Here is a 22,228-nt window from a genome sequence, read left to right on the forward strand (position 1 = left end):
CGCGCCCACCGGCCCTCCTTCTTCGGTCGCCCGCTGTACCTGGTCAGCGTAACCCTGTTCGAACAGCCGCCCTACGGGACGGAGGGCTGTGGCGACAAGGCGCGGGCCGGTGACGGGGCCTCAGGAAGCGGCCGAGGTGGTGTCCAGGTGCGGGCAGGGCGTGCGGCGCGTGGCGTCGGGGATGCTCAGCCGGTGCGTCAGGTCCCGGGCCTGGCGCCGGGGCAGTGCGCTGCGCCACGCCAGGTCCGGGTAGCTGGAACGCAGGTGGGAGAGGGCCCGGGTGCGCAGGCCGCTGCCGTGGAGCGGTCCGCAGACCTCCGCCTGGAGTATCACCCCGCACTCGCAGCGGCCGCACACCTGATAGGTGACCTGCCCGACCACGCGCCGGATGTGTACCAGCAGCAGGCACTCGGCTCCGGCCGGGGACGGTGCGGGCGAGTGGACCAGTTCCACGTCGCGGTAGGCCATCAGCCGCCGGTGCCAGCGGCCCTTGCGCCGTCCCGGACGCCGGTGCCGGCCGCGCCTGGTCAAGGGCCGCAGAATGGTGGACACCACGCGCTTTTCAGGCATGTCCCGCGAGTACCCGCCTTTCCCCCGCCCACCCCTGCGAACACGGACCTCTCATGCCACCAGGGGCCCGCATCCAGGCGGACCCGTCACCGCGTACGCCACCGGTGACCGGGCAGGAAGCGCACGTCGTACTGCTGCGGGACGGTCTCGAACTTCCCCGCTTCCGGGACGACGGGCTCGCGCGGCAGGCCGAGTTCCCCGGTGGGCGCGCCGAGGTTCTCGAAGAACCGCTCGAAGGTGCCACCGGGTCCGGCCGCGACGCCGACGACCTGGCTGTGGTGGCGTTCCATGCGGTAGGAGTGCGGGCAGTTCTTGGGTACGAAGCCGAAGTCGCCGGGGGTCAGCAGCTTCTCCTGCTGGTTGCCTTCGGTGTCCTCGACGAACAGCCGGACCGCGCCCTGGGTGACGTAGAAGACCTCGTGGGTGTCGGAGTGCAGGTGGGCCGGGATGAGGTCGCCCTTGGGGCCTTCGACGGTGAAGAAGTTGAAGGTGTTCTCGGTCTGCTCGCCGCCCGCGTAGACGGTGACGAGGTCGCCGAACAGGTGGGCGCGGTCGCCCTCGCCCTTCTCTACGAAGTAGGGCTTGCCGGGTTCCGCGGGGATGCGTGAGGCGCTGCGGTAGCGGGTGGCGAACTCGATGGTCATGCGGTCTCCTGGGGTCGCCCTGCAACACTAATGTCAGGTAGCCTGACACGACGTCGCGCCACCGGGCAAGCCGCGCGGCTCCACGCGGGCGCCGCGCCCGGTCCACCTCCCCTTCCCCCCTTCCGCCACCGTGAGGAACAGATGCAGGACCTCCACCGCAACCTCCCCCAGCTGCTCGGCGACGCCCGCCGCTGGTTCGAGGAAGGACTGCTGGCCGCCCTGGAAGCGGGCGGCGCCACACCGGTGTCACCGACCCAGACCCAGCTCTTCGCCGCGCTGGACGACCAGGGCACCACGGCGTCGGAGCTGGCCCGGCGCATGGGCGTCACCCGCCAGACCGCGCACCAGGCCGTCCACGGCCTGATCGCCGCCGGACTGCTCGAACAGGTCCCCGACCCCGCCTCCGCACGACAGCGGCTGATCCGGCGCACGGAGGAAGGCGAACGCGCGCACCGCCGCGCCGTCCGCATCCTCGAACAGCTCGAAGAGCGGCTCGCCGGGCGGATCGGCCGGGAGGCGGTCGACGCACTGCGGGCGGCACTGGAGACGCCATGGGGTCAGCCGCCCACCCCGGCCCCGAAGTGAGACCGGGCGGCCCGGCCGTCTTCCACCGCAAGGGGTGGCGCACCCACGCCCTGGTGACACCGGACGAGGCGCGCGTCCTGCCCGACCACCACGGCGTTCCGGCCCACACCTACCTGGGCCTCCTGGGCGGTACGGGGCTGACCGCCTACGTGGCGCTCACCCGTACGGTGCGCCTCCAGCCCGGCGAGAGCGTCTTCGTCTCCGCGGCGGCGGGCGCGGTGGGCAGCGCCGCGGGCCAGTTCGCCCGGCTGCTGGGAGCGGGCCGCGTCGTCGGCAGCGCGGGGTCACCGGCCAAGGTCCGGCGGCTGACCGGGGAATGGGGGTTCGACGCGGCTTTCGACTACCACGACGGGCCCGTGGGCGACCTCCTGGCCGAGGCCGCCCCGGACGGCATCGACGCCTACCTGGACAACGTCGGCGGCGACCACCTCGAAGGGGCCATCCGGGGGTTGCGCGAGTTCGGGCGGATCGCCTGGATCGGCGCGATCGCGCAGTACCACAGCACCCGGCCGCCCGCCGCGCCCCGCAACCTCTTCGACATCGTCGGGAAGAGCCTGCGCCTGGAGGGCGTTCTCGTACGCAACCACCGTGACGCGCAGGGTGAGTTGGAGGACTTTCTCGTCCCGCACCTGCAAGCGGGGCGCGTCCGCGACGTGCAGACCGTGGCCCACGGCTTCGACGGCGCGGTGGACGCGTTCCTCGGCATGCTCCGCGGCGCCAACACCGGCAAGATGCTGGTGCGGGTCACGGCGGAGCAGCCGTAGGCGGCCCCGTCGGCTACGCGGCGCAGAACTCGTTGCCCTCCGGGTCGCGCATGAGCCACCAGTGCCCGGCCGGGCCCTTGTCGATCTCGCTGACGCGGGTCGCCCCCAGTCCCTCCAGGCGGGCCACCAGTTCCTCAAGGCCGCCGGGTCCTGCGTGCACGTCGATGTGCAGGCGGTTCTTGCCGGACTTGCTCTCGGGCACGTCCTGGAAGAGCAGCCGCCGGCCCTGGCCGACGCCGCTGGTCGCGTCGAACGGGTCCTCGGGGTGGCGGATCGCGGCGTAACCGCGGAAGAGCTTGCGGCCGTCGCGCTCGGTGACCGCCTCCTCGCCGATGTGCCCGGCGGCCAGCAACTGCCCGACGAGTGCGCTGGGGTCCTCCACCTCGTACTCCAGGGCCGCTGCCCAGAAGTCCGCGAGGACGGGCGCGTTCGTGCTGTCGACAACCAACTTCCACGTCAAGGTCATGTAACCAGTTATATTGGTTACATGGACTCCGACGCAACCAGAGGGCTCGTACTCCACTCCCACACCGGAGCCGCCTACCGGTTCGACCCCGGCGCGCTGTGCCTGGAGTTGCTGCCCACCGGCGGCCCCGGCCCCTACCGCCGCTACGAGGTCCTGCACCAACCCGCCGATCTGACCGCCTGGGCGGGCCGCTCGCGGCTGGCCCCCACCCCCGTACTGGACGTCACCGAAGCCGAGGTGACGGACGCCCGGAGGCTGCGCGACGCCCTGCTCCGTACGGTTCTCGCCCACACGCGCGGCGAACCGCACCCGCCCGAAGACCTGGCGGTCGTCAACGCGGCCGCTTCGCAACCCGCGTTGGCGCCCCTGATCGGGCCGGACGGGGACCGGCGGTGGGCCGGGCCCGCCTCCGGCACCCATCTTCTGGCCACCGTCGCGCGGGACGCCGTCGACCTGCTCACCGGCCCCTTCGCACACCGCATCCGCACCTGCGCCGCCGAGGACTGCCACCTCGTCTACGTCGACACCTCGCGGCCCGGCCGACGCCGCTGGTGCTCCATGGAACACTGCGGCAACCGCCACAAGGTCAGGGCGTCGCGCGCCCGTCACGCCGAGGGCGGGTGACGCGCGAGCGGATCACACGTCGCCGCTGAGGAACGTGAACCCCAGGCGCTCGCGCAGCGCTTTCGCCTGCTCGGGCGTGGCGAGGACCATGATGCTGTCGTAGCCGGCGTTCGGCTTGCGCTCGAAGTCGAGGCAGCGCCAGGTGCGGGGGTCGTCGTCGTGGGCGGTCATGGTGATGGCCTCGCAGGCCGCCTCGTGGTCGTAGTAGTCGTCCGCGAAGTGCTCGGCCTCGATGGACACCGGCTCGCCGTCGCGTTCGAACTCCAAGGTGTCGAAACGGCCGCCTGCCAGCTCGCCTTCGCCCTCGACGAGCCGGACGCCGGTGATGGCGACCCTGCCGCCGGCGACCTCCGCGGCATCCTGCAGGAGGCTCCCGTAGTCGTCGTGGATGGAGTCGATGTCGTCGGCGTGCACCGAGACCGCCACCTTGAACTCTTCCAGGGCGCAGGCCACTTCGTAGTGGTCCTCGACCTCCTCGTCCGCGTAGTTGGCGGTCTCTTCGAGGGTGCTGCGCAGCTGCTCCTCGGACACCATGCCGATCTCGTGCAGGATCGCGCCTATCCGCGTATACGTAATCGATGAAGTGTTCGACATGAAGGGAATCATGCCACCGGGAGGCCGGACCGCGCCTACCCTTCCTCGCGGTCCTGGCCGCGGTAAGCCTGCTGCGAGGCGGCCATCTTGCGCTTCACCGGGGGCAGGTGGTTGACGACGCGCATGCCGGTGCGCATCGCGGCCAGCACGGCGCGTCCGATGACGGGCTTGTGGATGGGGTCGTCGCCGCTCATCTGCGCCAGCGACTTGCGCACCGCGTCGAAGCCGTAGTCGATCATCTGGGCCTCGTAGTCGCGGACCGCGGAGACCAGCGGCATCCGGCCGTCGCGGGCGGCGGTCAGGTTGCGGCACAGCAGCACGGCGTCGCGCAGCGCGGTGTTGGCGCCGACCCCGCGGCCCGGGGTCATGGTGTGGATGGCGTCACCGATGAGGGTGATGTTGCCGGCGGGCCACGGGTCGATCGGCACCGAGGTGCGGATGCGTATCGGGAAGCAGGTGGAGGGGTCCACGAGTCCGGCGAGGGCGCGCAGGCGCGGATCCCAGGTGCGCATCAGCTCCCGCATGAGGTCCTTTAGTTGGTGACCGTCACGCGCCATGACGTCGGCGGGCAGGTTCTGCCTGGCGCCGCTGAGACCGAGCATGATGTAGTCGCGGGTGTTGTCGTACTGCAGGCCCGGCCAGTTCTTGATGAGGTCCGCGTCGCTGGCGCCGATGCCGCTCTTGGGGGCGCCGTCCTGGTCCCAGGGGAACTGCATGACGTGGAGGATCAGGGAGTATCCGCCGGGCGCGAAGAAGAGGTTGACGCCGTCGATCGTCCGGTCGGTCAGCAGGGCGCGGGTTTCGGCCGTCAGCGGCACCTTGCCCGCGACGGCGGCGATCCCGGCGTCCTTGAGTTCGGCGTGCGGCAGGTACTGGCGGCGGACCGGCGACTGCGAGCCGTCCGCGCCGACCAGGACGTCGCCGGTGGCGGTGGTGCCGTCTTCGAAGTGCGCGGTGACCGTGCCGTCGGGGTTGTTCTCGTAGCGGGTGAAGACCTTGTCGAAGTGCACCAGGTCTTCGAGGCCGGTGAGCAGCACCTGACGCAGCGTCATCCGGGAGACGGAGCGTTCCGCGCCCGCCCCGTCGGCGCTGGCCCGCGCGAAGCCGTCCAGGGACAGCACTTCCTTGTACTTCTCGGTGAACATGTTGAAGCGGTCGGGAGTGCGGGCGCAGGTGGCCGCGAAGGTCGCGAACAGGCCGGGCGGCAGCAGTTGCGACAGGGCCCGGCTGCCGTCGTGGTCGATGCCGACGCGGTAGCCCTGCAGTCCGCCGCCACGGGTCCGGTCGCGCTCGTAGACCGCGCAGCCGACGCCGGCGCGCTGGAGCCCGTGTGCCAGGGCGAGGCCGCCGGTGCCGGCACCGATGATGATCACGCGCATGGGTCCTGCCTTCTGTTCCTGGTGGGTTGCCGTACGAGACGCGAGGCCGCACCCGGCCCGCCGGTGCCGTCGCTACGCGGGCGCCGGGCCGGCCTTGCCGCCCCGCTTCGGCGCGGGTACGGCGCGCAGGCGCTCGGTGTGGCGCTCCTGGATGCCGCGCGAGAAGTCGAGGAAGTCCGCGACGAGGGCGAGCTGTGCGGCGGTGTAGCGGGCGAAGACCTCCGCGGCGGAGTCGCGGAGGAAGGGTTCGATCAGCGCGGAAGCGCGCTCCCGGAAGGCAGGGGTGACCTGCACGAGGGTGCTGCGCCGGTCGGTGGGGTGCGGGGTGCGGGTGAGGTGGCCGCGCTTCTCCAGGCGGTCGATCATGGCGGTCACGCTGCCCGTGGTCAGCCCCAGCCGGCTGCCCAGCTCGCCGGGGGTCGCCCGGTCCGCGCTCAGCAGCAGTTCCAGGCACCGCAGGTCGGTCTCGTTGACGCCCAGCAGGCGCGCCATCTCCCGGTCGAAGTCGTCGACGGCTCCTTGGTACGCCTGCACCGCCCTGCCCAGGGCGGCCTCGATCGACTGGGTCTCCTCGGCCACGCTCCGCACGTCCCCTCACTCCGCATTTACCTTGATTTCCAAGATACACGATTTTCAAGTGACTGTGCGCGCCTCAGGCCCTGGGCGTTGCGACGACGTACGGATCAGGCGGACCGCGCCCCTGCCAGCCCCTCGGCGGCGAGCAGGTCGGCGCCGTAGAAGTCCTGCAGCCAGGTGGTCTGGTAGACGGTGTCCAGATAGCGTTCGCCCAGGTCGGGGGCGATGGCCACGGCGGTGAGGCGGTGCGGGCGGTGGCGGGTCAGCCAGTTCGCCGCACCGCTGACGACCGTGCCGGTGGAGCCGCCGAAGAGGAAGCCGCGGCCGGCCAGGCGGTGGCAGGTGCGGATGGTGTCCGACTCCTCGACGCGGATCACCTCGTCCACGTACGCCTCGTCGAGCAGGCGCGGCGGGACACTGGCCCCCAGCCCGGGGATCATCCGGCGGCCCGGAGCGCCTCCGAAGGACACCGAGCCGACGCTGTCCACGGCGATGACGCGCACCGGGCGGTGCCATTTCCGGAAATAGCGCGCGCAGCCCATGAGGGTGCCGGTGGTGCCCGCCCCGACGAACAGGACGTCCAGGTGCGGGAACTGGCGGGCGATGGCCGGTGCCGTACTGCGGTAGTGCGCCTTCCAGTTGTCCGGGTTGGCGAACTGGTTGAGCCACACGTAACGGTTGTCGGATGCGGTCAGCTTGCGTACGTAGTCGATGCGCGCGCCGAGAAAACCCTCCATGGCGTCCGGCTCGGTGACGATGTGCACCCGGCTGCCCAATGCCTCCATCATCCGCCGGGCCGACAGGTTGCAGCGGGCGTCCGTCACGCACAGGAATGCGTATCCCTTGCTGGCCGCGATGATGCTCAGCGCCACGCCCAGGTTTCCCGACGAGGATTCGACCAGGGTGGCTCCCGGTGTGAGCACGCCGTTGCGTTCGGCGGCCGCCACCATTTCCGTCGCGGCCTTGAGCTTGATCGAGCCCGCGAAATTGAATCCCTCGCACTTCAGGTAGAGCGGGTGCCCGAACGTCGCCCGCAGGTCGACGTAGAGGTCCTCCTCGTTGAAGTCCAAAGGCATGGATATGACTGGCACTTCGTCCCCCCTCGTTCAGCAGTGCACACAGTCGTCTCCGTGGAAGTGCACTCGCTTTTTCCTCCGCGCCGGTGCGGCCCCCGCACCGGAACGAAGCGTTCGTCTTTCAGCGGCAGGCGGTCAGGAGTACCGCGTCGGTCATCGCCACCAGCACGTCGCGCGGCCCCTCGTAGGGCTCCCTGCTGTGCGCGGTGCGGACGTTGTCGACGAGCATCAGGTCGCCCGCCTGCCACGGCTCGCGTGTGGTGTGGGCCTCGTACACGGTATTGAGCAGCCGGACCACGTCCTCGCCGATCGGGTCGCCGCCGCCGTAACGGGTGTTGAACGGCAGCGCGTCGGCGCCGTAGACGTCCACCAGGTACTCGCGCACCTCGGGTTCCATCGTCCATTCGTTGAGGAAGGCGATCTGGTTGAACCAGCAGCGGCGGCCGGAGACCGGGTGGCGTACCACCGCGCTCCGCCGCTGCCGGGTGCGCAGGCCCCCGCCGGGCTGCCAGGCGAAGTCGATGGCGTGGCCGCGGCAGTAACGTTCGACGGCCCGGCGGTCGTCCGTGCCGAACGCCTCGGCGAAGGTGGCACCGACCTCGTCGTTGTAGCTGCGGGTGAGCAGCCAGCCCTCCCGCTCGAAGCGTTCGGCCAGCTCGGCGGGGAGCGCGTCGAGTACGGTCGGCGCGTCGGCGAGCGCGGTGGCGCCGCCGCTGTCCGGCGCGGTGAGACAGGCGAAGAGCAGCAGGCCGGGGGCTGTGAGGGTGTAGCTCAGCTCGTGGTGCATGCACATGGGCTGGCCGGCGGGCCACTTCGTGGAGGAGTACACGCCGTCGGCGTACTCCCGCCGCGGCGCGAAGGCCTCCTTCTCCGTCAGCAGGCCGGTGGCCAGGTGCCGGAAGACGGCGCCGGCCTGGTCGGGGTCGTGCAGGCCGAGGCCGCGCACCAGTACCGCGCCGTACTCGGCGACGAGGGACCGCAGGGTGTCCCGGTATCCGGCGGCCCAGCCGGCCGCGTCGCCGGTGGGTTCGGCCAGGAGGACCGGGGGCCTGCCGGGCAGCAGGTTCACGTCGGATGCCGGTGAGGAGGGGGCGGGCGGTACGGGCATGGCGGGTTCCTTTCGGGGTTCGTGGTGGCGGCCGGGCCGGGGCCGTCACGGGGCGGCCGGCAGGGCGGCGGCGCGCAGGACGGCTCGGGCCGTTTCGGCGGGGCGGGAGTGCGGGAAGCGGTGGCCGCCTGCCGGCAGGACGTACAGGTCGACGTGTTCGGCGAGCAGCGCCCAGTCGCGGTACCGGCGGCGGACGCGTGCCGTCCGCGGGTCGTCGGCCGCGACGACGACGGTGACGGGCGTGGCCAGCTTTCCTGCCGGTCCGCCGGCGGCGGTGGGCCTGCTGAACGTGCCTTCCGGCAGCTGCGCGCCGATGAAGATCCTCCGGGCTTCCGTTCCCCGCGCCGCCAACCGCCGGGCCGTCTCCACGGCGTACGCGGCGCCTTCGGCGTGCCCCCAGAGCAGGACTCCGGTCAGGCCCCGCCGGGCGATCTCGGCGGCGGCCCGTTCGGCGACGTGTTCGACGGACTGCGGCGGCGACGCGGGCGGTCCGGCGCCGCCGGCCCCCTCCGCACCGTGCCACCCGACCCCGTAAACCGCCCGGCCGCTCCCCCGCAGGGCATCGGCCAGCGCCTGGTAGTCCGTTGCTTCGCCGCCCGGCCAGGCGAAGCACACCAGGGCGCCGTCCCGCGCGCCGCCCGGCACCGACAGCGTCCGCAGCAGGTCCGGGCCCGGCCACTGCCGCGCCCGCTCCCCGCCCGCACCGGACCTGCCGTCCACCACTTGCGCCAGCTCGGCGAGCACCGGGTGCCGGGTGACGTCCCCGAGGGACACCGCACGGTCCAGGAGGATCGCCAGCTTGACCGCCGACAGCGAGCTGCCGCCCCGGTCGAAGAAGTGGTCCCGGCGTCCGATGCGGGCCTCGGGGATGCCGAGCGTCCGCGCCCACGCGGCGGCGAGCCGGCGTTCGGTCGGCGTGCCCGGCGCCTCGTGCCGGTCCTCCGCGTCGTCGAGCCCGGCGGCGAGGGCGGCCAGTGCCTTGCGGTCGGTCTTGCCGTTGGCGGTCAGCGGCAGCGCGCCTTCGCGCCAGTGGAAGGCCGAAGGAACCATGTACGCGGGCAGTGTGCGCCCCAGCCGGCCGCGCAGCACGTCGGCTTCGAGCGGTTTCGGGCCGCTGTAGAAGGCCACCAGGCGGGCGCCGTGGCCGGCCCGCTCGGTGACGACCACCGCGCCGTCGCGGACGCCCGGCACCCGTAGCAGGGTGTTCTCGATCTCGCCGGTCTCGATGCGGAAGCCCCGCACCTTGACCTGGCCGTCCCGGCGGCCGAGGAACTCCAGCTTGCCGTCGGGCCGCCAGCGGCCGATGTCGCCGCCCTCGTACAGCCGCCGGCCGGGGCGGTGCGGGTCGGCGTGGAAGGCGGCGCGGGTGCGTTCCGGGTCGTTGACGTATCCCCGGCCGACGCAGACGCCGGAGAAGACGATCGCGCCGGGGGCGCCGAGCGGGACGGGCGAGAGGTGTTCGTCGACGACGTAGAGGTGCACGTTGCCGACGGGCGGGCCGAGCGGCACCCTGGGCCCGTCCGGCGCGCGGCGCATCACCTCGTGGTTGGTGTCGTCCGAGGTCTCGGTCAGCCCGTACGCGTTGACCAGGGCGATGCCGGGCTGGGCGGCGAACCAGCGCTGTGCCGGCTCCGTCTTGAGCGCCTCGCCGGTCGCGCAGACGTACCGCAGGTCCGGCAGCTCCCGTGGGTGCTGTTCCAGGTAGGACAGGACGGCTTCCAGGTAGGACGGCACGACCTGGAGGACGCCGGCCCGGCCTTCGGTGATCCGGTCGACGAACCGGGGTACGTCCAGGATCGCCTCCTGTTCGACCAGGAGGGTGCGCCCGCCGACGAGGAGCGCGCCGACCAGCTGCCACAGCGAGATGTCGAAGCACTGCGGCGCCGTCTGGGCGACGACCTGGCCCGCGCCGATCTCCAGGTCGTCGATCTTGGCGTAGAGGTGGTTGAGCAGGCCCGCGTGTTCGCACATCGCGCCCTTGGGCTCGCCGGTGGAGCCGGAGGTGAAGTAGATGTAGGCGAGCTGGCCGGCCGGCACGCCGATGCCGAGGTCGCCGTCGGCGTGCCGCTCGGCGAACGCCGTGTCGGTGCACAGGCGGCGGACCCCGGGCAGCGTGTCCAGTGCCTGGTCGAGGGTGCCGGTGCTGCCGCGTTCGGCCAGGACGAGGGTGCACCCGGCCCGGGTGAGCATGGCCGCGATGCGGTCCGCCGGGAAGTGCGGCTCGACGGGCAGGTAGACGCCGCCGGCTTTGAAGACGCCGAGGACGGCGGCCGGCCAGTCGAGCGTGCGCCCGGTGACCACCGCGACGACTTCTTCGCGGCCGAGCCCCCTGGCCAGCAGGGCCCTGCCGAGCTGGTTGGCGCGGGCGTTGAGTTCTCCGTACGTCCGTCTCCGGCCGCGGTGGACGACCGCGACGGTGTCCGGGTGGGCCGCCGCCCGCCGCTCGAAGAGTTCGTGTACGCGGCGGTCCGGCAGCACCCTGCGGGGCCCGGCGAGCCCTTCGATCTGGAGGCGGAGTTCGCCGGCGGAGAGCAGGGTCTGCCGGCCGTGTTCGGCGTGCGGGTCGGCGGCGATACGGGCGAGCGCGGTGAGGTGGTATCCGGCGATTCTGGCGGCGCACTCCGCGTCGAGCACGTCGGTGCGGTGGCGCAGCCGCAAGGTGAGGCGGTCGCGGCGGGGTGTGCAGCCGACGGACAGCACGACCGGGCCGTCGAGCGCGGCACCGGCGTCGGCCGGGTCGAACACGGTCTCGAACAGCGCGCCGTGCAGTCCGAGTTGGCGTTGCAGGTCGCCGACGGGGAAGTCCTGGTGCGCCAGCAGCCGTGACTCGGCCCGCCGGGTGTGCAGCAGCAGCGCCCGCCAGGAGCCCGGCGTGGTCGTCAGCCGGCAGGGCAGCGGCTGCCCGCCCGCCGCCACGACGTAGCCGGTGGTGACGTCGGGCTCGCCGGTCAGCGCGGCGAGCACCTTGGCGAGCGCGGCCAGCAGTACGGAGCGCAGCGGCACCGCCAGTTCGCCCGCCACCTTGCGCAACGCCGCCGCGAGGTCGTCGGGGACCACCGCCTCGTGCTCGGCGGTGCCGGGCACGGGGCGGCGCGTCCACCGCGGAATGGCGGCGAAGCCGCCGGCGCCGAGCACGCCGCGCCAGTACTCGCGGTCGGCTTCGTCTGCTGACCTGGCCATCACGGTGTCCTCCGCCCGCTGTCGGGTATGGCTGTGGGCAGCTCCCGGGCCGGGTTGCCGCCCCAGTGCGCGTTCCGGGGCACGTCCTCGCCCTTCATGAGGAAGGAGTCGGGCGCGAGCACCGCGCCGTCGCCCACCGTGACGCCGTAGTGGACGAGCGCTCCGGTGCCGAGGGTGCAGCCGGTGCCGAGGGTGGTGCGGTCGGACTTGAAGGTGCCGTCCTCCTGCGAGTGGCACTGGATGGCGCTGCCGGCGTTGAGGGCGCAGTGGTCCCCGATCGTGACGAGGGAGCGCTCCGGCATGTCGCAGCCGTCGTCGAAGAGCCGCCTGCCGAGCCGTACGCCCAGCGCGCGCCAGAAGAGGCTCTTGAACGGGGTGCCGTTCAGGAAGCGCAGGGGCGCCGCGTGGAGCTTCCAGAAACGTTCGTGCCGCCAGAAGTAGGGCGTGTAGATCGAGCAGTACCGCGGGGTCTGGCGCCGGAACCCGTTGACGGCGCGTTCGACGGCCACCGAGTATCCGACGGCGAACAGGACGGCGAGCACCGAAGCCGCCGCGACCGCCACGGCACCGAGCGTGGGGTACAGGTCGGCGGCGGCCCAGGCCAGCAGGGTGACGGCGTACACGTGCGCCCAGCGGACCAGCAGGAACAGGCCCATGGTGCGGATGTTGTAGGCGTTCTTGGCGGTGAGGTGGCGGCGCAGGGCGTCGCCGTCCCGGAGGTGGTCGAACGCGGCGTCGCGCTCGACGGACCGCGGGATCTCGAAGCAGGGCGAGCCGAGGAGGCCGGTCCCCTCCCGTACGGGCCCGTCGAGGGGGACCGCGACCTTCGTCGCGAGCAGGCAGTTGTCGCCCGTCCTGCCGCCCGGCGGGTAGCAGACGGTGTTGCCGAGGAAGTTGCGGGGCCCGATCGCGACGCGCGACAGCCGGAAGGAGCTTCTGGAGTAGTCCGCGTTCATGACCGACAGGCCGTCGGCGACCATCGTGCCGCTGCCGACCGTGCTCAGGTACGGGGACTCGTGCTTCACGCCGGTGCCGAAGTTCGACCCCGTCTGTTCGACGCGGGACAGGTCGTACCCGAGGCGGCTCAGGTAGCCGACGATGTAGGAGCTGTCGCCGAACAGCGTCGTGAAGAATGTGACGTTGGTCATCCGCGCGATCGTCCGGTGCAGCGAGTAGTGCAGGCCGTACAGCCGGTAGACCTTGCCCGGTTCGAGGGCGAGGTGGAGCAGCCGGGGCACCGTGGCCACCACGAGGAGGCCGGCGAGCAGTGCGCCGGAGAACAGCGCGAGGGAGGTGACGAGCGCCTCCCCGTAGAACGACCAGGTCGTGAAGGCGAGTGGCCCCGCTTCCAGGAGCGCGGCGAGCCGCGGGACCTCGGCGAGGAGCATGCTCACGCCGCCGATGGCCAGTGGCAGGTACACGAACAGCGTGGTCAGCAGTTGCAGGAGGCTGTAGGCGGCGCGTGGGGTGCCGCGGCCGCCGTCCGCCGCGGCGAGCGTCCGGTAGTCGACCTCGGTCCGCTGCGCGGGAGACCCGTGCCAGTGCTCCCCTGCGGGCACGGTCTGGCCCGTGTGGAGCGAGGAGGCGTGCCCCAGTTGGGCCCCGTCGCCCAGCGAGGTACCCGTGTCGATCACCGTTGCCTCGCTGACGAGCACGTCCTTGCCGATGGTGACCGTGCCCGGCCGGATCAGACCGGCGTGCGCCCGGTAACAGGTGAAGAACGCGTCCTTGCGGATGACCGTGCCGTCCCCGACGGACAGCAGGTCGGTGCAGACGGGCACGTGGTGGGAGAAGACCGTGACGTCACGGCCGATCTTCGCGCCCAGTGCTCTGAGGTAGCACACGTAGAGCGGGGAGCCCGCGAACAGGACCAGGGGGTTCGCCTGGACCAGCGTCCTGACGACCCAGAAGCGGACGTAGGCCAGGCTCCAGATGCGGATCTGACGCGGTTTCCACCGCCCGACGAGCGTCCACTTCACGAGTACCGGGAGGACGCACGTACCGAGGAAGGCCGCGGCACCGAACAGGACCGCGCGCAGGTAGATGCCGCCGACTCCCGAGCCGGCGGCCATCCAGTCGTAGCCGAGCGTGGTGACCACCGCGGCGAGGTAGGAGTAGCCGAGGAGCGTCAGGAGTTGCAGCGTTCCGCACAGGACGTAGGCGGCCGTGCCGACCGGGCGCGTCTGCTCGGTGGGCGCCGGGGCCGGTGGGCGGACCGGCTCCGGCACGGTGGTTTCGAGCGCTGCCGCCAGGCCCGCGATCGTCGGGTGCCGGTAGATGTCCTTCATCGACACCGACGGCAGGTCGGCGCGCTTCCTGACCCGGGCGCAGAAGTGGGCCATGACCAGCGAGTCGGCGCCGAGGTCGGCGAAGAAGTCGGCCTCAGGCGGCACCCGTTCGACGCGTACGACGTCCGCCAGCACGGCGGCCAGCGCGGTCTCCGTGCCGGCCGCCGGTCCTGCGCCTTCGTGCGGGTGCGGGACGGTCGTCGGGCCTGCCGCTGCCTCTGCGGGTTTTCCCACCACGTGACCTCCTCGGAGGTGGTGATCGGCGTGCACCGGTGGACCGGGTGCCTCACCGACCTGGCGTGAACGGCAGAGGAACAACGTGAAAATTCACGTAACGGCTGGGCCGACTGCCGCAGGATCGACCGCGCGCGGGGGTCCGGCGGCCGTAGCGTCCGTACGCCCCCGCAGCCCGCCGTACGTACCCGCCCCGCCTTCCCGCCCGCCGCGGGGGACGCCGCAGGGGACGCCGCGGCGCCTCGGTTCACCGGCGTACCGGAACCCCCGCCGGTCCCGGCCCCGCGGGCAGCGGCCGGGAGCAACCGCCAGGTCGGAGCGCCGAATCGGGGCAAGCGAAACCCCATTCGATTGTTCGGCGCCGGGCGCGAACCTATCCTCGCGGCGGGGGGTGCACGCCCCAACGCGCCGTTCGGTTGGAGCGTTGATGATGGTGTCAGCCGGAGGACCAAAAGACTTGCCCGCGCCGCTGACGACCTTCGTAGGCCGTCGGCGCGAAGCCGCCGGGGTCTGCGCGCGTCTGGAGCGGGGCCGGCTGGTCACCCTGACCGGGCCCGGCGGCGCCGGGAAGAGCCGGCTCGCCATAGAGGTGGCCACGGCTCTCAAGGCCCGCTACCGGCACGGGGTGTGGTTCGTCGAACTGGCGGGGCTCACCGATCCGTTGCTGCTCACCCACGCCGTCGCGGCCGGTCTCGACGTACCGGAGCAGGCCGGCAGAGCGCTGCCGGAGGTCCTGACGGAGCGGCTTCGCGACGCGGCGCTGCTGCTCGTCCTGGACTGCTGCGAGCACCTCGTCGAAGCGGTCGCCCAACTCGTCCTCCGGCTGCTGTCCGCCTGCCGGCACCTGCGGGTACTGGCGACGAGCCGGGAACGGCTCGGCGTTCCCGGCGAAGCCCTCTGGCCGGTGGCGGGCCTCGCCGCTCCCCCGGAGCACGTCGGCGAGGCCGGCGTCATGGAGTACGACGCGGTGCGCCTGTTCGTGGACCGGGCCACGGCGGTCGAACCGGAGTTCGCGGTCACCGGCTCGAACGCCGCCGCGGTGGCGCGGATCTGCCGGAAGCTGGACGGGCTGCCGCTGGCCATCGAACTGGCCGCCGCTCGGACGAACGCGCTGGACGCACCGCAGCTCAGCAAGTGGCTGGACGACCGGTTCCGGCTGCTGGCGTGGGAGTCCCGGGCCCCGCTCCCCCGCCACCGGACCCTGGACCGGGTCGTCGAGTGGAGCTACGACCTGCTCAGTGAGGCCCAGCGGGCCCTGTTCGAGCGGCTGGCGGTGTTCGCCGGAGCCTTCACCCTGGAAGCCGCCGAGGCGGTGGCCGCCGCCGACGCGGACGGCGCCGCCGAACTCGGCGGGCTGATCCTCCAACTGGTCGACAAGTCGCTGGTGACGGTCGTCCCGCAGCACACGCCGACCCGGTACCGGCTGTTGGAGACCCTGCGGGCCTACGGCCTGGAGAGGCTGCGCCGGCGAGGCGAACTCGAAACGCTGTCCGCGCAGCACGCCGCGTACTTCCAAAACCTCGCCGAGCAGGCGTGGGAACGGTTCCGGGGCCCGCACCAGGCGGTGTGGCTGAACCGGCTGAAATCCGAGCACGACGACCTGCGGGCGGCGCTCGAATGGCTCCTCGCCTCGCGCGACGTCGACGGTGCCGTAAGGCTGGCCGGCGCCCTCGCCTCCTTCTGGGACGTGCAAGGGCGCTACGCCGAGGGGTGCGTCTGGCTCGGGCGCGCGCTCGGCGCCGACCACGGCGGCACCGCGAAAGGCCGGGTACGGGCCCTGATCGGGCTCGGGCTCCTGGCGGTGATCCAGGGGGACCTGGAACGCGCCTGGCACTCCTGCTCCGAGGCCGAGCAGCTGTCCCGGCGCGACGGCGACCTGCAAGGACTGGTCTGCGCCCTGCAGTACCTCGGGTTCGGCGCGCTGCTCCTGGGCAATCCTGACCATGCGGTGGAGGTACTCGGCGAGTCGCTGGACGCCGCTTTGAAGACGGGCGAACCGTGGCTGGTGGGCTGGTCGTACCTGTTCCTGGCCATGGTGGAGGTCACCCGCAGGGACTTCGCCCGGGCGGTCCGCCACGGCAGGACCGCCTTCGGACTGCTCTGCGAGGCCGGTGAGCCGAAAAGCATCGCCTGGGCCGAACTCACCCTGGGGACCGCTTCCTGGGGCCTGGGCGACATCGAGGACGCCCGTGCCCGTACGGGAGAGGCGCTGCGCCTGTTCCACAAGCTCGACGCCCCGTGGGGCCTCGCCGAGGTCTTCCAGATCACGGCCATGCTGGCCCTGCCCGTACACCACTGGGAACGGGCCGCCGCGCTGTTCGGCGCGTCGGACACGGCACGCAAGCAGTCCGGCGCCGCGCTGCTGCCCTTCCTCAAGCGGTGGCGGGCGGCCGGCATCGCCAAGGCGCGGGCGGAACTCGGCGGGCAGCGCTTCGACACGGCACGCGAACACGGGCGCCGGTGGCCGCTGGAGGCCGCCGTGCTGGCCGCCACGGCGGAACTCGGTACGGCGCTGCCGCCACCGCCTGCGACCGCCCCGGCACCGGCAGCCGGCGCCCGCGACGCGTCCGCCGAGGCGCCGCAACAGGCCACGCTGCGCCGGCAGGGCGACTACTGGGCCCTGGCCCACGGCGGCCACGTCATCCACCTCAAACACGCGGTGGGCCTGGGCTACCTCGCCCGGCTGCTCGGCGAACCCGACCGGGAGTTCCTGGCGCGCGACCTGGCGGCGGCCGAACGCGGGGCGCCCCGCGGCACGCCGGTCGCCCCTGAGGGGCCCGCGTCCTCCGGGCCCGGCGACGCGGGCCCCGCCCTCGACGCCAGGGCGAAGGCCGCCTACCGCCGGCGCCTGCGGGAGCTGGCCGAAGAGCTGGACGAGGCCGAGCGCTTCAACGACACCGCCCGTGCCGAGCGCGCCCGGGTCGAGCTCGACGCCGTCACCGAGCAACTCGCCGGCGCCGTCGGTCTCGGCGGCCGCGACCGCAGGGCCGCCTCCGACAGCGAGCGGGCCAGGCTGAGCGTCACCAAAGCCCTGAAGTCGGCGGTGAAACGTATCGCCGTGCACGACCCCGTGCTGGGATTGCACCTGGAGCGCAGTATTCGGACGGGCGCGTACTGCTCTTACGCTCCGGATCCCGCCTCGCGCATTGTCTGGGGATAGGGAAAAGCGCCGCCCACGGGAAATAACCGTCACTCACACGAGTGCAATTAAGCATGACGCGCCTCGCCGTCTCCCGCCCGCAGCAGACTGGGCATATTCCGGTTGCCGGGACGCCATCGGAGGCGAGGACGACGGAACACACGACAAGCGACCAGGACCCCACGGTCCCGCGCGTCCGCAACGAGGTACGCGCGCCGGTCCGCGGGCACGTGGTGCAGGCCGGGGCCATTCACGGCGACGTCCATCTGCACCCCGGGCGCGAGCACACCGCGGTGCCCCGCCAACTGCCGGCCGCGCCCCGGTGGTTCACCGGCCGGGCGCCGGAGCTGGCGGCGCTCACCACCGCGCTGGACGAGGCGGCGCATTCCGGCGCCACGGTGGCCATTTCGGCGATCGGCGGAGCCGGCGGAATCGGTAAGACATGGCTGGCCCTTTACTGGGCACACCGGAACATCGACCGTTTTCCCGACGGCCAATTGTTCGTGGACCTGCGGGGCTTCACCCCGCTCGGAGAACCCATGCCCGCCGGGGAAGCGGTACGGGGATTCCTGCACGCCCTCGGCGTCGAACCGTCCGCAATTCCCACCGACCCGGACGCCCAGGCGGGGCTCTACCGCAGCCTGGTCGCCGACCGCCGCATGCTGATCGTGCTGGACAACGCCCGCGACACCACCCACGTGGCCCCGCTGCTGCCCGGGAACTCCGCCTGCACGGTGCTGGTGACCAGCCGCCGCCGGCTGGCCGGCCTGGTCACCACCCACGGTGCCCGGTCGCTGGACCTGGGCGTCCTGCCCGAGGCCGAGGCGCGCCGGCTGCTGACCGCCCACCTGGGCGCCGAGCGGGCGGCCGCCGAGCCGGATGCCGTCGAAGCGTTCCTGGCCTGCTGCGCGGGGCTGCCGCTCGCGTTGAGCATCGTGGCCGCCCGCGCCACCACACACCCCGACTTCCCCTTGAGCATGCTGGCCGAGGAGCTGCGCGACCACGCGACCCGGCTCGACGAGCTGGACGCCGGCGAGATCCCGCTGAACCTGCGGGCGGCGTTCTCGTCCTCGTACCACGCCCTGTGCCCCGAGGCGGCCACGCTGCTCGGGCTGCTGGGCCTGGCGCCGGGCCCGGACATCAGCCTGCCCGCCGCCGTCTCCCTGGCCGGACTCCCGGCGGCCCGCGTGCGCGCGCTGCTGCGGGAGCTGGAAACCGCGCACCTGCTGGCCCAGCCGGCGCCCGGGCGCTACCGGCTGCACGACCTGATCCGCCTCTACGCCTCCGACCAAGCGCGCCACCACCACACCGAGGACAGCCGCGACGACGCGCTGCGGCGGCTGGTGGACTTCTACCTGCACACGGCCTACACCGGCGACCAGGTCCTGGACCGTCACCGCGAGTCGGTCGCGCTCGACGCGCCCGCACCCGGCTGCCGCCCCCATCCGCTCCAGGACGAGGCGAAGGCACTGGCGTGGCTGGACGCCGAACACCCCGGCCTGCTGGCCGCGCAGCGCCTGGCCGTCGAGCGGGGGTGGCACACACAGGTGTGGCAGCTGGCCCCGGCGCTGCACACGTACCACTGGCGGCGGGGGCTGCTCGCCGACCAGGTCACCCTCGCGCGCGCCGGTCTGGCCGCCGCCCGGCAGCTGCGCGACCCGGCCATCCAGGCACCTGCGCACCGCCTCCTCGCCGAGATCTGCGCCCTGGTGGACCGGCACACCGAGTCCCTGGAGCACCTCCACGAAGCCCTCACCCTGGCGAAGCGCGCCGGCGACCTGCCGAGCCAGGCCCACACGCACCGCGTGCTCGCGTGGACCTGGGGGCAGCAGGGCGAGATCCAATCGGCCCTGGACCACGCCGCCCACTCCCTGAGCCTGTTCCAGGCGCTCGACGACCAGGAATGGGAGGCCCGCGGCCTGAACCAGACGGCCTACTACTCCGCGCAACTGGGCCACTTCGAGCAGGCCCGCGCCCACGCCGAGCGCGCCCTGCTCCTGCACCGCCGCCACCACAACCGCAACGGCGAGGCACTCTCGCTGAGCGTCCACGCCTTCCTGGGCCTGTGCACCGGCCGGCACACCCAGGTCCTGGACTACGGCCTGCGCGCCCTCGCCCTGTTCCGCGACATCGGCAACACCTTCTACGAAGCGCTCGTCCTGGACTGCCTCGGACAGGCCCACGACGCCCTGGGCCGGCACGCTCAGGCCAGGGAAGCCTGGCGGCAGGCGCTGGAGCTCTACCAGGCGCAGCACCGGTCAGCGGAGGCGGAGCACGTACAGCGGCGGCTCGCCGGCCTCGCAGAGCGGGAACGGGCCGGGTAGACCCGGCCGACGGAGCACGTTCCGGGCGGCTACGCGGCGGCCCGCCGTGCGTACACCTCGATCTCGATCTTCATCCGGACGTCGGCGAGGCCGCACACGAGCATCGTGGCAGCCGGCCGGACCGCGCCGAACGCACGGCGCAGTACCGGCCAGCAGGGCTCGAAGTCGGCGCGGTCCGGCAGCAGGTAGCGCACCCGCACCACGTCGTCGAGGGTGCGCCCCGCCTCGGCCAGCGCGGCTTCGATGTTGCGCAGGCACTGCTCGGCCTGTTCCACCACGTCGTCGGAGATCGTCATCGTGGTGTAGTCGAAGCCGGTCGTCCCGGACACGTGCACCCAGTCTCCGTCGACCACGGCGCGGGCGTAGCCGATCTGCTCTTCGAAGGTCGAGCCGCTGAGTATGGAACGTCGCTCTGTCATGCGCGGAACGCTAAGTGATCAGTGCGGATCCGTCCACGCGGTACTCGCCACACCGACCAGGCCGGTCGTCCGTCGGCCCGTCAGTGCCGGTCGGGGGCCGCCGGGACGCGTCGCACGCCGATCGCGGCGAGTACGGCACCGAGGACGCACAGCACGCCCGTGGTCAGGACGGCGGCGTGCACGCCGTTCATGAACGCGTTGCCGCTGCCCTCGACGACGGCGGCCCTGAGCTGCGCGGGCATGTCCGGGGACACGGGCGAGACGCCCATGGCCACCGCGTCCTTCGCCTTCTCGAAACCGGTCGCGACCGTGTCCGGGACGCCGGCCGCGGTCAGCTCGCCGGTCAGGGTGGACCCGACCTTGCCACTGATCAGCGACACCAGGACCGAGGTGCCGAGCGCGCCGCCGACCTGTAGGGAGGTGGCCTGCAAGCCACCCGCGACACCGGCGTCCCGCACCGGCGCGTTGCCGACGATCGCGTCGGAGGAGGCCGCCATCACCATGCCGACGCCGAGCCCGAGCGCGACGAAGGGCGGCCACATGACGGCGTACGGGGAGTGCGCGTCCCAGGCCAGCGTCCAGAAGGACGCGGCCGCCTGCAGCACCATGCCCAGCGGCATGGCCAGCCGTGCGGAGAACCGCTCGGTCAGCGCCGCGCCGATCGGTGAGGCGACCACGGAGGCGAGGCTCAGCGGGAGGGTGCGGACGCCCGCCTCGACGGGGGTGAAGCCGCGGACGTTCTGCAGGTACAGCATGACGAAGAAGATCACGCCGAGCAGGACGAAGAAGTTGACCGTGGTGATGACCGCGCCGATGGTCAGGGCCGGGTTGCGGAACAGGCGCATCGGGAGCAACGGGTGCGCGACGCGGGTCTCGTACCGGCCGAAGACGAGCAGGAGCACGAGGCCCGCGCCGATCGTGCCGAGGGTGCCTGCCGAGGTCCAGCCCCAGGTCTCGCCCTTGACCACGCCGAACACCACGCCCAGCAGACCGAGCGCGAGCAGGACGACACCGGGGAGGTCGAACCTGTGGTGTCCCGTGGAGTTCTTGCTCTGCGGCAGCACCAGGCCGCTGAAGACCAGCGCGACGACACCGATCGGTGCGTTGATGTAGAAGACGGACTCCCAGTTGACGTGCTCGACGAGCAGGCCGCCGACGATGGGGCCGAGCGCTGTGGAAACGGACGAGACCATCGCCCAGATGCCCACTGCCATACCGAACTTCTTCGGCGGGAAGGCCGCCCGCAGCAGTCCGAGCGTGTTCGGCATGAGGAGCGCCCCGAAGAAGCCCTGCAAGGCGCGGAACGCGATGACGCCCTCGATGTTGCCCACCAGTCCGATGGCCACGGACGAGGCGGTGAAGCCGGCGACGCCGACGAGGTAGTACGTACGCCGCCCGAAGCGGTCGCCCAGCTTGCCGCCCAGGATCAGCGTGGCGGCCAGGGCGAGGAGGTAGGAGTTGGTGACCCACTGGAGATCGGCGGTGGACGCGTTCAGGTCCCGGCCGATCTCGGGGTTGGCGATCGATACGACGGAGCCGTCGAGCCCGACCATGAACAGGCCGAAGGCGACCGCGACGAGCGTCAGCCAGGGGCGGCCCCGGCGGCCGGCGGGGCGTTGCGGGAGGGAGGATACGGGCAGGGATGAGCGATCCACGGCGGTGGAGGACATGGCGATGCCTGTTTTCTTCGTAAAAGGGAGATGCCCGGCCGCGGCGGGCCGGGAGAAAGGGATGCCTGCGGAGGGCGGCGTACGGTGAAGGGCCGTCAGCCGGCAGCGGGGTGCACCCGCTGGGCCAGTCCCTGCAAGGCGCCGAGGGCGGAGCCGATGGCGTCCCGTTCGCCGTCGGTGAGCGCGTGGAGCGCTTCGGCGAAGTAGCCCTCGACCAGGTTCGCGACCTCGTCGAGACGGCTGCGCGCCACGGTCGTCAGGTGCAGGTGGGCCACCCGCTTGTCGGCCGCGTCCTGCCTGCGTTCCAGGAGCCCGAGGCCGACCAGCTGGGTCACCAGGGCGCTCGCGTTGTTCGGCTTCAGCATCAGCGCGTCGGCCGCGGCGCGCACGGTGACGCCGTCGTGCCGGCCGACGAACCGCAGCAGGGCGAGCTGCCCCTCGGGAAGTTTCGGGTGCGGGAAGTCCTGGGCGATGCGACGGTCGACCGCCCGGTGCAGCGCGGGCAGGACGGCCGCGAGCCCGGAGGCGATGCGGCGGGTGTCCTGGGGGGACGCGCTGGGAGCGGACATACGGGCGAGCATAGGTATG

Annotated in this window: 18 protein-coding genes; 5 read left to right on the top strand and 13 right to left on the bottom strand. The window is 72.4% G+C overall.

Annotation, left to right across the window (positions count from 1 at the left end; genetic code table 11):
- Positions 1–120: 120 nt before the first annotated feature.
- Both ACH4OW_RS11525 and ACH4OW_RS11530 read right to left on the bottom strand, forming a co-directional pair.
- Positions 121–570, bottom strand: coding sequence for a hypothetical protein (locus ACH4OW_RS11525; protein ID WP_398026900.1), 450 nt, complete (start codon positions 568–570; stop codon positions 121–123).
- A gap of 86 nt (positions 571–656) precedes the next feature.
- A complete protein-coding gene (locus tag ACH4OW_RS11530) occupies positions 657–1,214 on the bottom strand; it encodes a quercetin 2,3-dioxygenase (RefSeq protein WP_398026902.1) in 558 nt (185 codons plus the stop codon).
- A 141-nt stretch (positions 1,215–1,355) separates the two neighbouring features.
- On the opposite strand from ACH4OW_RS11530, the gene ACH4OW_RS11535 reads away from it, so the two are divergent.
- Both ACH4OW_RS11535 and ACH4OW_RS11540 read left to right on the top strand, forming a co-directional pair.
- The gene (locus ACH4OW_RS11535; RefSeq protein ID WP_398026903.1) at positions 1,356–1,799 is read left to right on the top strand and encodes a MarR family winged helix-turn-helix transcriptional regulator; all 444 of its coding nucleotides are present in this window, start codon (positions 1,356–1,358) and stop codon (positions 1,797–1,799) included.
- Positions 1,766–2,563 (top strand): zinc-binding dehydrogenase, encoded by a 798-nt coding sequence (locus ACH4OW_RS11540; RefSeq protein ID WP_398026905.1) that lies wholly within the window; start codon positions 1,766–1,768, stop codon positions 2,561–2,563. Before ACH4OW_RS11535 ends, ACH4OW_RS11540 begins: the two co-directional genes overlap by 34 nt.
- A 13-nt stretch (positions 2,564–2,576) precedes the next feature.
- Here ACH4OW_RS11540 and ACH4OW_RS11545 read toward each other — a convergent pair whose 3' ends face one another.
- Positions 2,577–3,029, bottom strand: a complete 453-nt coding sequence (locus ACH4OW_RS11545; RefSeq protein ID WP_398026907.1) for a VOC family protein — start codon at positions 3,027–3,029, stop codon at positions 2,577–2,579.
- Positions 3,030–3,050: 21 nt separating this feature from the next.
- Here ACH4OW_RS11545 and ACH4OW_RS11550 point away from each other — a divergent pair, with 21 nt between their 5' ends.
- Positions 3,051–3,653: a CGNR zinc finger domain-containing protein gene (locus ACH4OW_RS11550; protein WP_398026909.1), complete on the top strand. Its 603-nt coding sequence runs from the start codon at positions 3,051–3,053 to the stop codon at positions 3,651–3,653.
- A gap of 12 nt (positions 3,654–3,665) precedes the next feature.
- On the opposite strand, the gene ACH4OW_RS11555 is transcribed toward ACH4OW_RS11550, so the two are convergent.
- The 7 genes from ACH4OW_RS11555 to ACH4OW_RS11585 all read right to left on the bottom strand — a co-directional run bounded on the left by ACH4OW_RS11555 (position 3,666) and on the right by ACH4OW_RS11585 (position 14,091).
- A complete protein-coding gene (locus tag ACH4OW_RS11555; protein ID WP_360128698.1) occupies positions 3,666–4,247 on the bottom strand; it encodes a hypothetical protein in 582 nt (193 codons plus the stop codon).
- 35 nt (positions 4,248–4,282) lie between these two features.
- Entirely contained in the window at positions 4,283–5,626 is a 1,344-nt protein-coding gene (locus ACH4OW_RS11560; protein ID WP_398026911.1) for an FAD-dependent oxidoreductase, read from the bottom strand.
- Between the two features lie 72 nt (positions 5,627–5,698).
- Complete coding sequence (locus tag ACH4OW_RS11565) at positions 5,699–6,205, bottom strand: MarR family winged helix-turn-helix transcriptional regulator (protein ID WP_398026913.1); 507 nt, start codon at positions 6,203–6,205, stop codon at positions 5,699–5,701.
- Between the two features lie 104 nt (positions 6,206–6,309).
- Positions 6,310–7,293: a 2,3-diaminopropionate biosynthesis protein SbnA gene (sbnA, locus tag ACH4OW_RS11570; protein WP_360128689.1), complete on the bottom strand. Its 984-nt coding sequence runs from the start codon at positions 7,291–7,293 to the stop codon at positions 6,310–6,312.
- Positions 7,294–7,399: 106 nt separating this feature from the next.
- Entirely contained in the window at positions 7,400–8,386 is a 987-nt protein-coding gene (locus ACH4OW_RS11575) for a TauD/TfdA family dioxygenase (protein WP_398026915.1), read from the bottom strand.
- Positions 8,387–8,431: 45 nt separating this feature from the next.
- Positions 8,432–11,566, bottom strand: a complete 3,135-nt coding sequence (locus ACH4OW_RS11580) for an amino acid adenylation domain-containing protein (protein ID WP_398026917.1) — start codon at positions 11,564–11,566, stop codon at positions 8,432–8,434.
- Positions 11,566–14,091 (bottom strand): Pls/PosA family non-ribosomal peptide synthetase, encoded by a 2,526-nt coding sequence (locus tag ACH4OW_RS11585; protein WP_398026919.1) that lies wholly within the window; start codon positions 14,089–14,091, stop codon positions 11,566–11,568. Before ACH4OW_RS11585 ends, ACH4OW_RS11580 begins: the two co-directional genes overlap by 1 nt.
- Positions 14,092–14,545: 454 nt before the next feature.
- On the opposite strand from ACH4OW_RS11585, the gene ACH4OW_RS11590 reads away from it, so the two are divergent.
- Both ACH4OW_RS11590 and ACH4OW_RS11595 read left to right on the top strand, forming a co-directional pair.
- Positions 14,546–17,248: an ATP-binding protein gene (locus tag ACH4OW_RS11590; protein ID WP_398026921.1), complete on the top strand. Its 2,703-nt coding sequence runs from the start codon at positions 14,546–14,548 to the stop codon at positions 17,246–17,248.
- A 53-nt stretch (positions 17,249–17,301) separates the two neighbouring features.
- A complete protein-coding gene (locus tag ACH4OW_RS11595) occupies positions 17,302–19,551 on the top strand; it encodes an ATP-binding protein (protein WP_398026923.1) in 2,250 nt (749 codons plus the stop codon).
- 29 nt (positions 19,552–19,580) lie between these two features.
- On the opposite strand, the gene ACH4OW_RS11600 is transcribed toward ACH4OW_RS11595, so the two are convergent.
- The 3 genes from ACH4OW_RS11600 to ACH4OW_RS11610 form a co-directional block, all read right to left on the bottom strand.
- Complete coding sequence (locus ACH4OW_RS11600; protein ID WP_360128675.1) at positions 19,581–19,970, bottom strand: RidA family protein; 390 nt, start codon at positions 19,968–19,970, stop codon at positions 19,581–19,583.
- A gap of 80 nt (positions 19,971–20,050) precedes the next feature.
- Complete coding sequence (locus ACH4OW_RS11605; RefSeq protein ID WP_398026925.1) at positions 20,051–21,640, bottom strand: MFS transporter; 1,590 nt, start codon at positions 21,638–21,640, stop codon at positions 20,051–20,053.
- Between the two features lie 95 nt (positions 21,641–21,735).
- Positions 21,736–22,209, bottom strand: a complete 474-nt coding sequence (locus tag ACH4OW_RS11610; RefSeq protein WP_398026927.1) for a MarR family winged helix-turn-helix transcriptional regulator — start codon at positions 22,207–22,209, stop codon at positions 21,736–21,738.
- Between the last annotated feature and the right edge of the window lie 19 nt (positions 22,210–22,228).

The sequence above is a fragment of the Streptomyces sp. NPDC017056 genome, assembly GCF_044332485.1.
Lineage (GTDB): Bacteria > Actinomycetota > Actinomycetes > Streptomycetales > Streptomycetaceae > Streptomyces.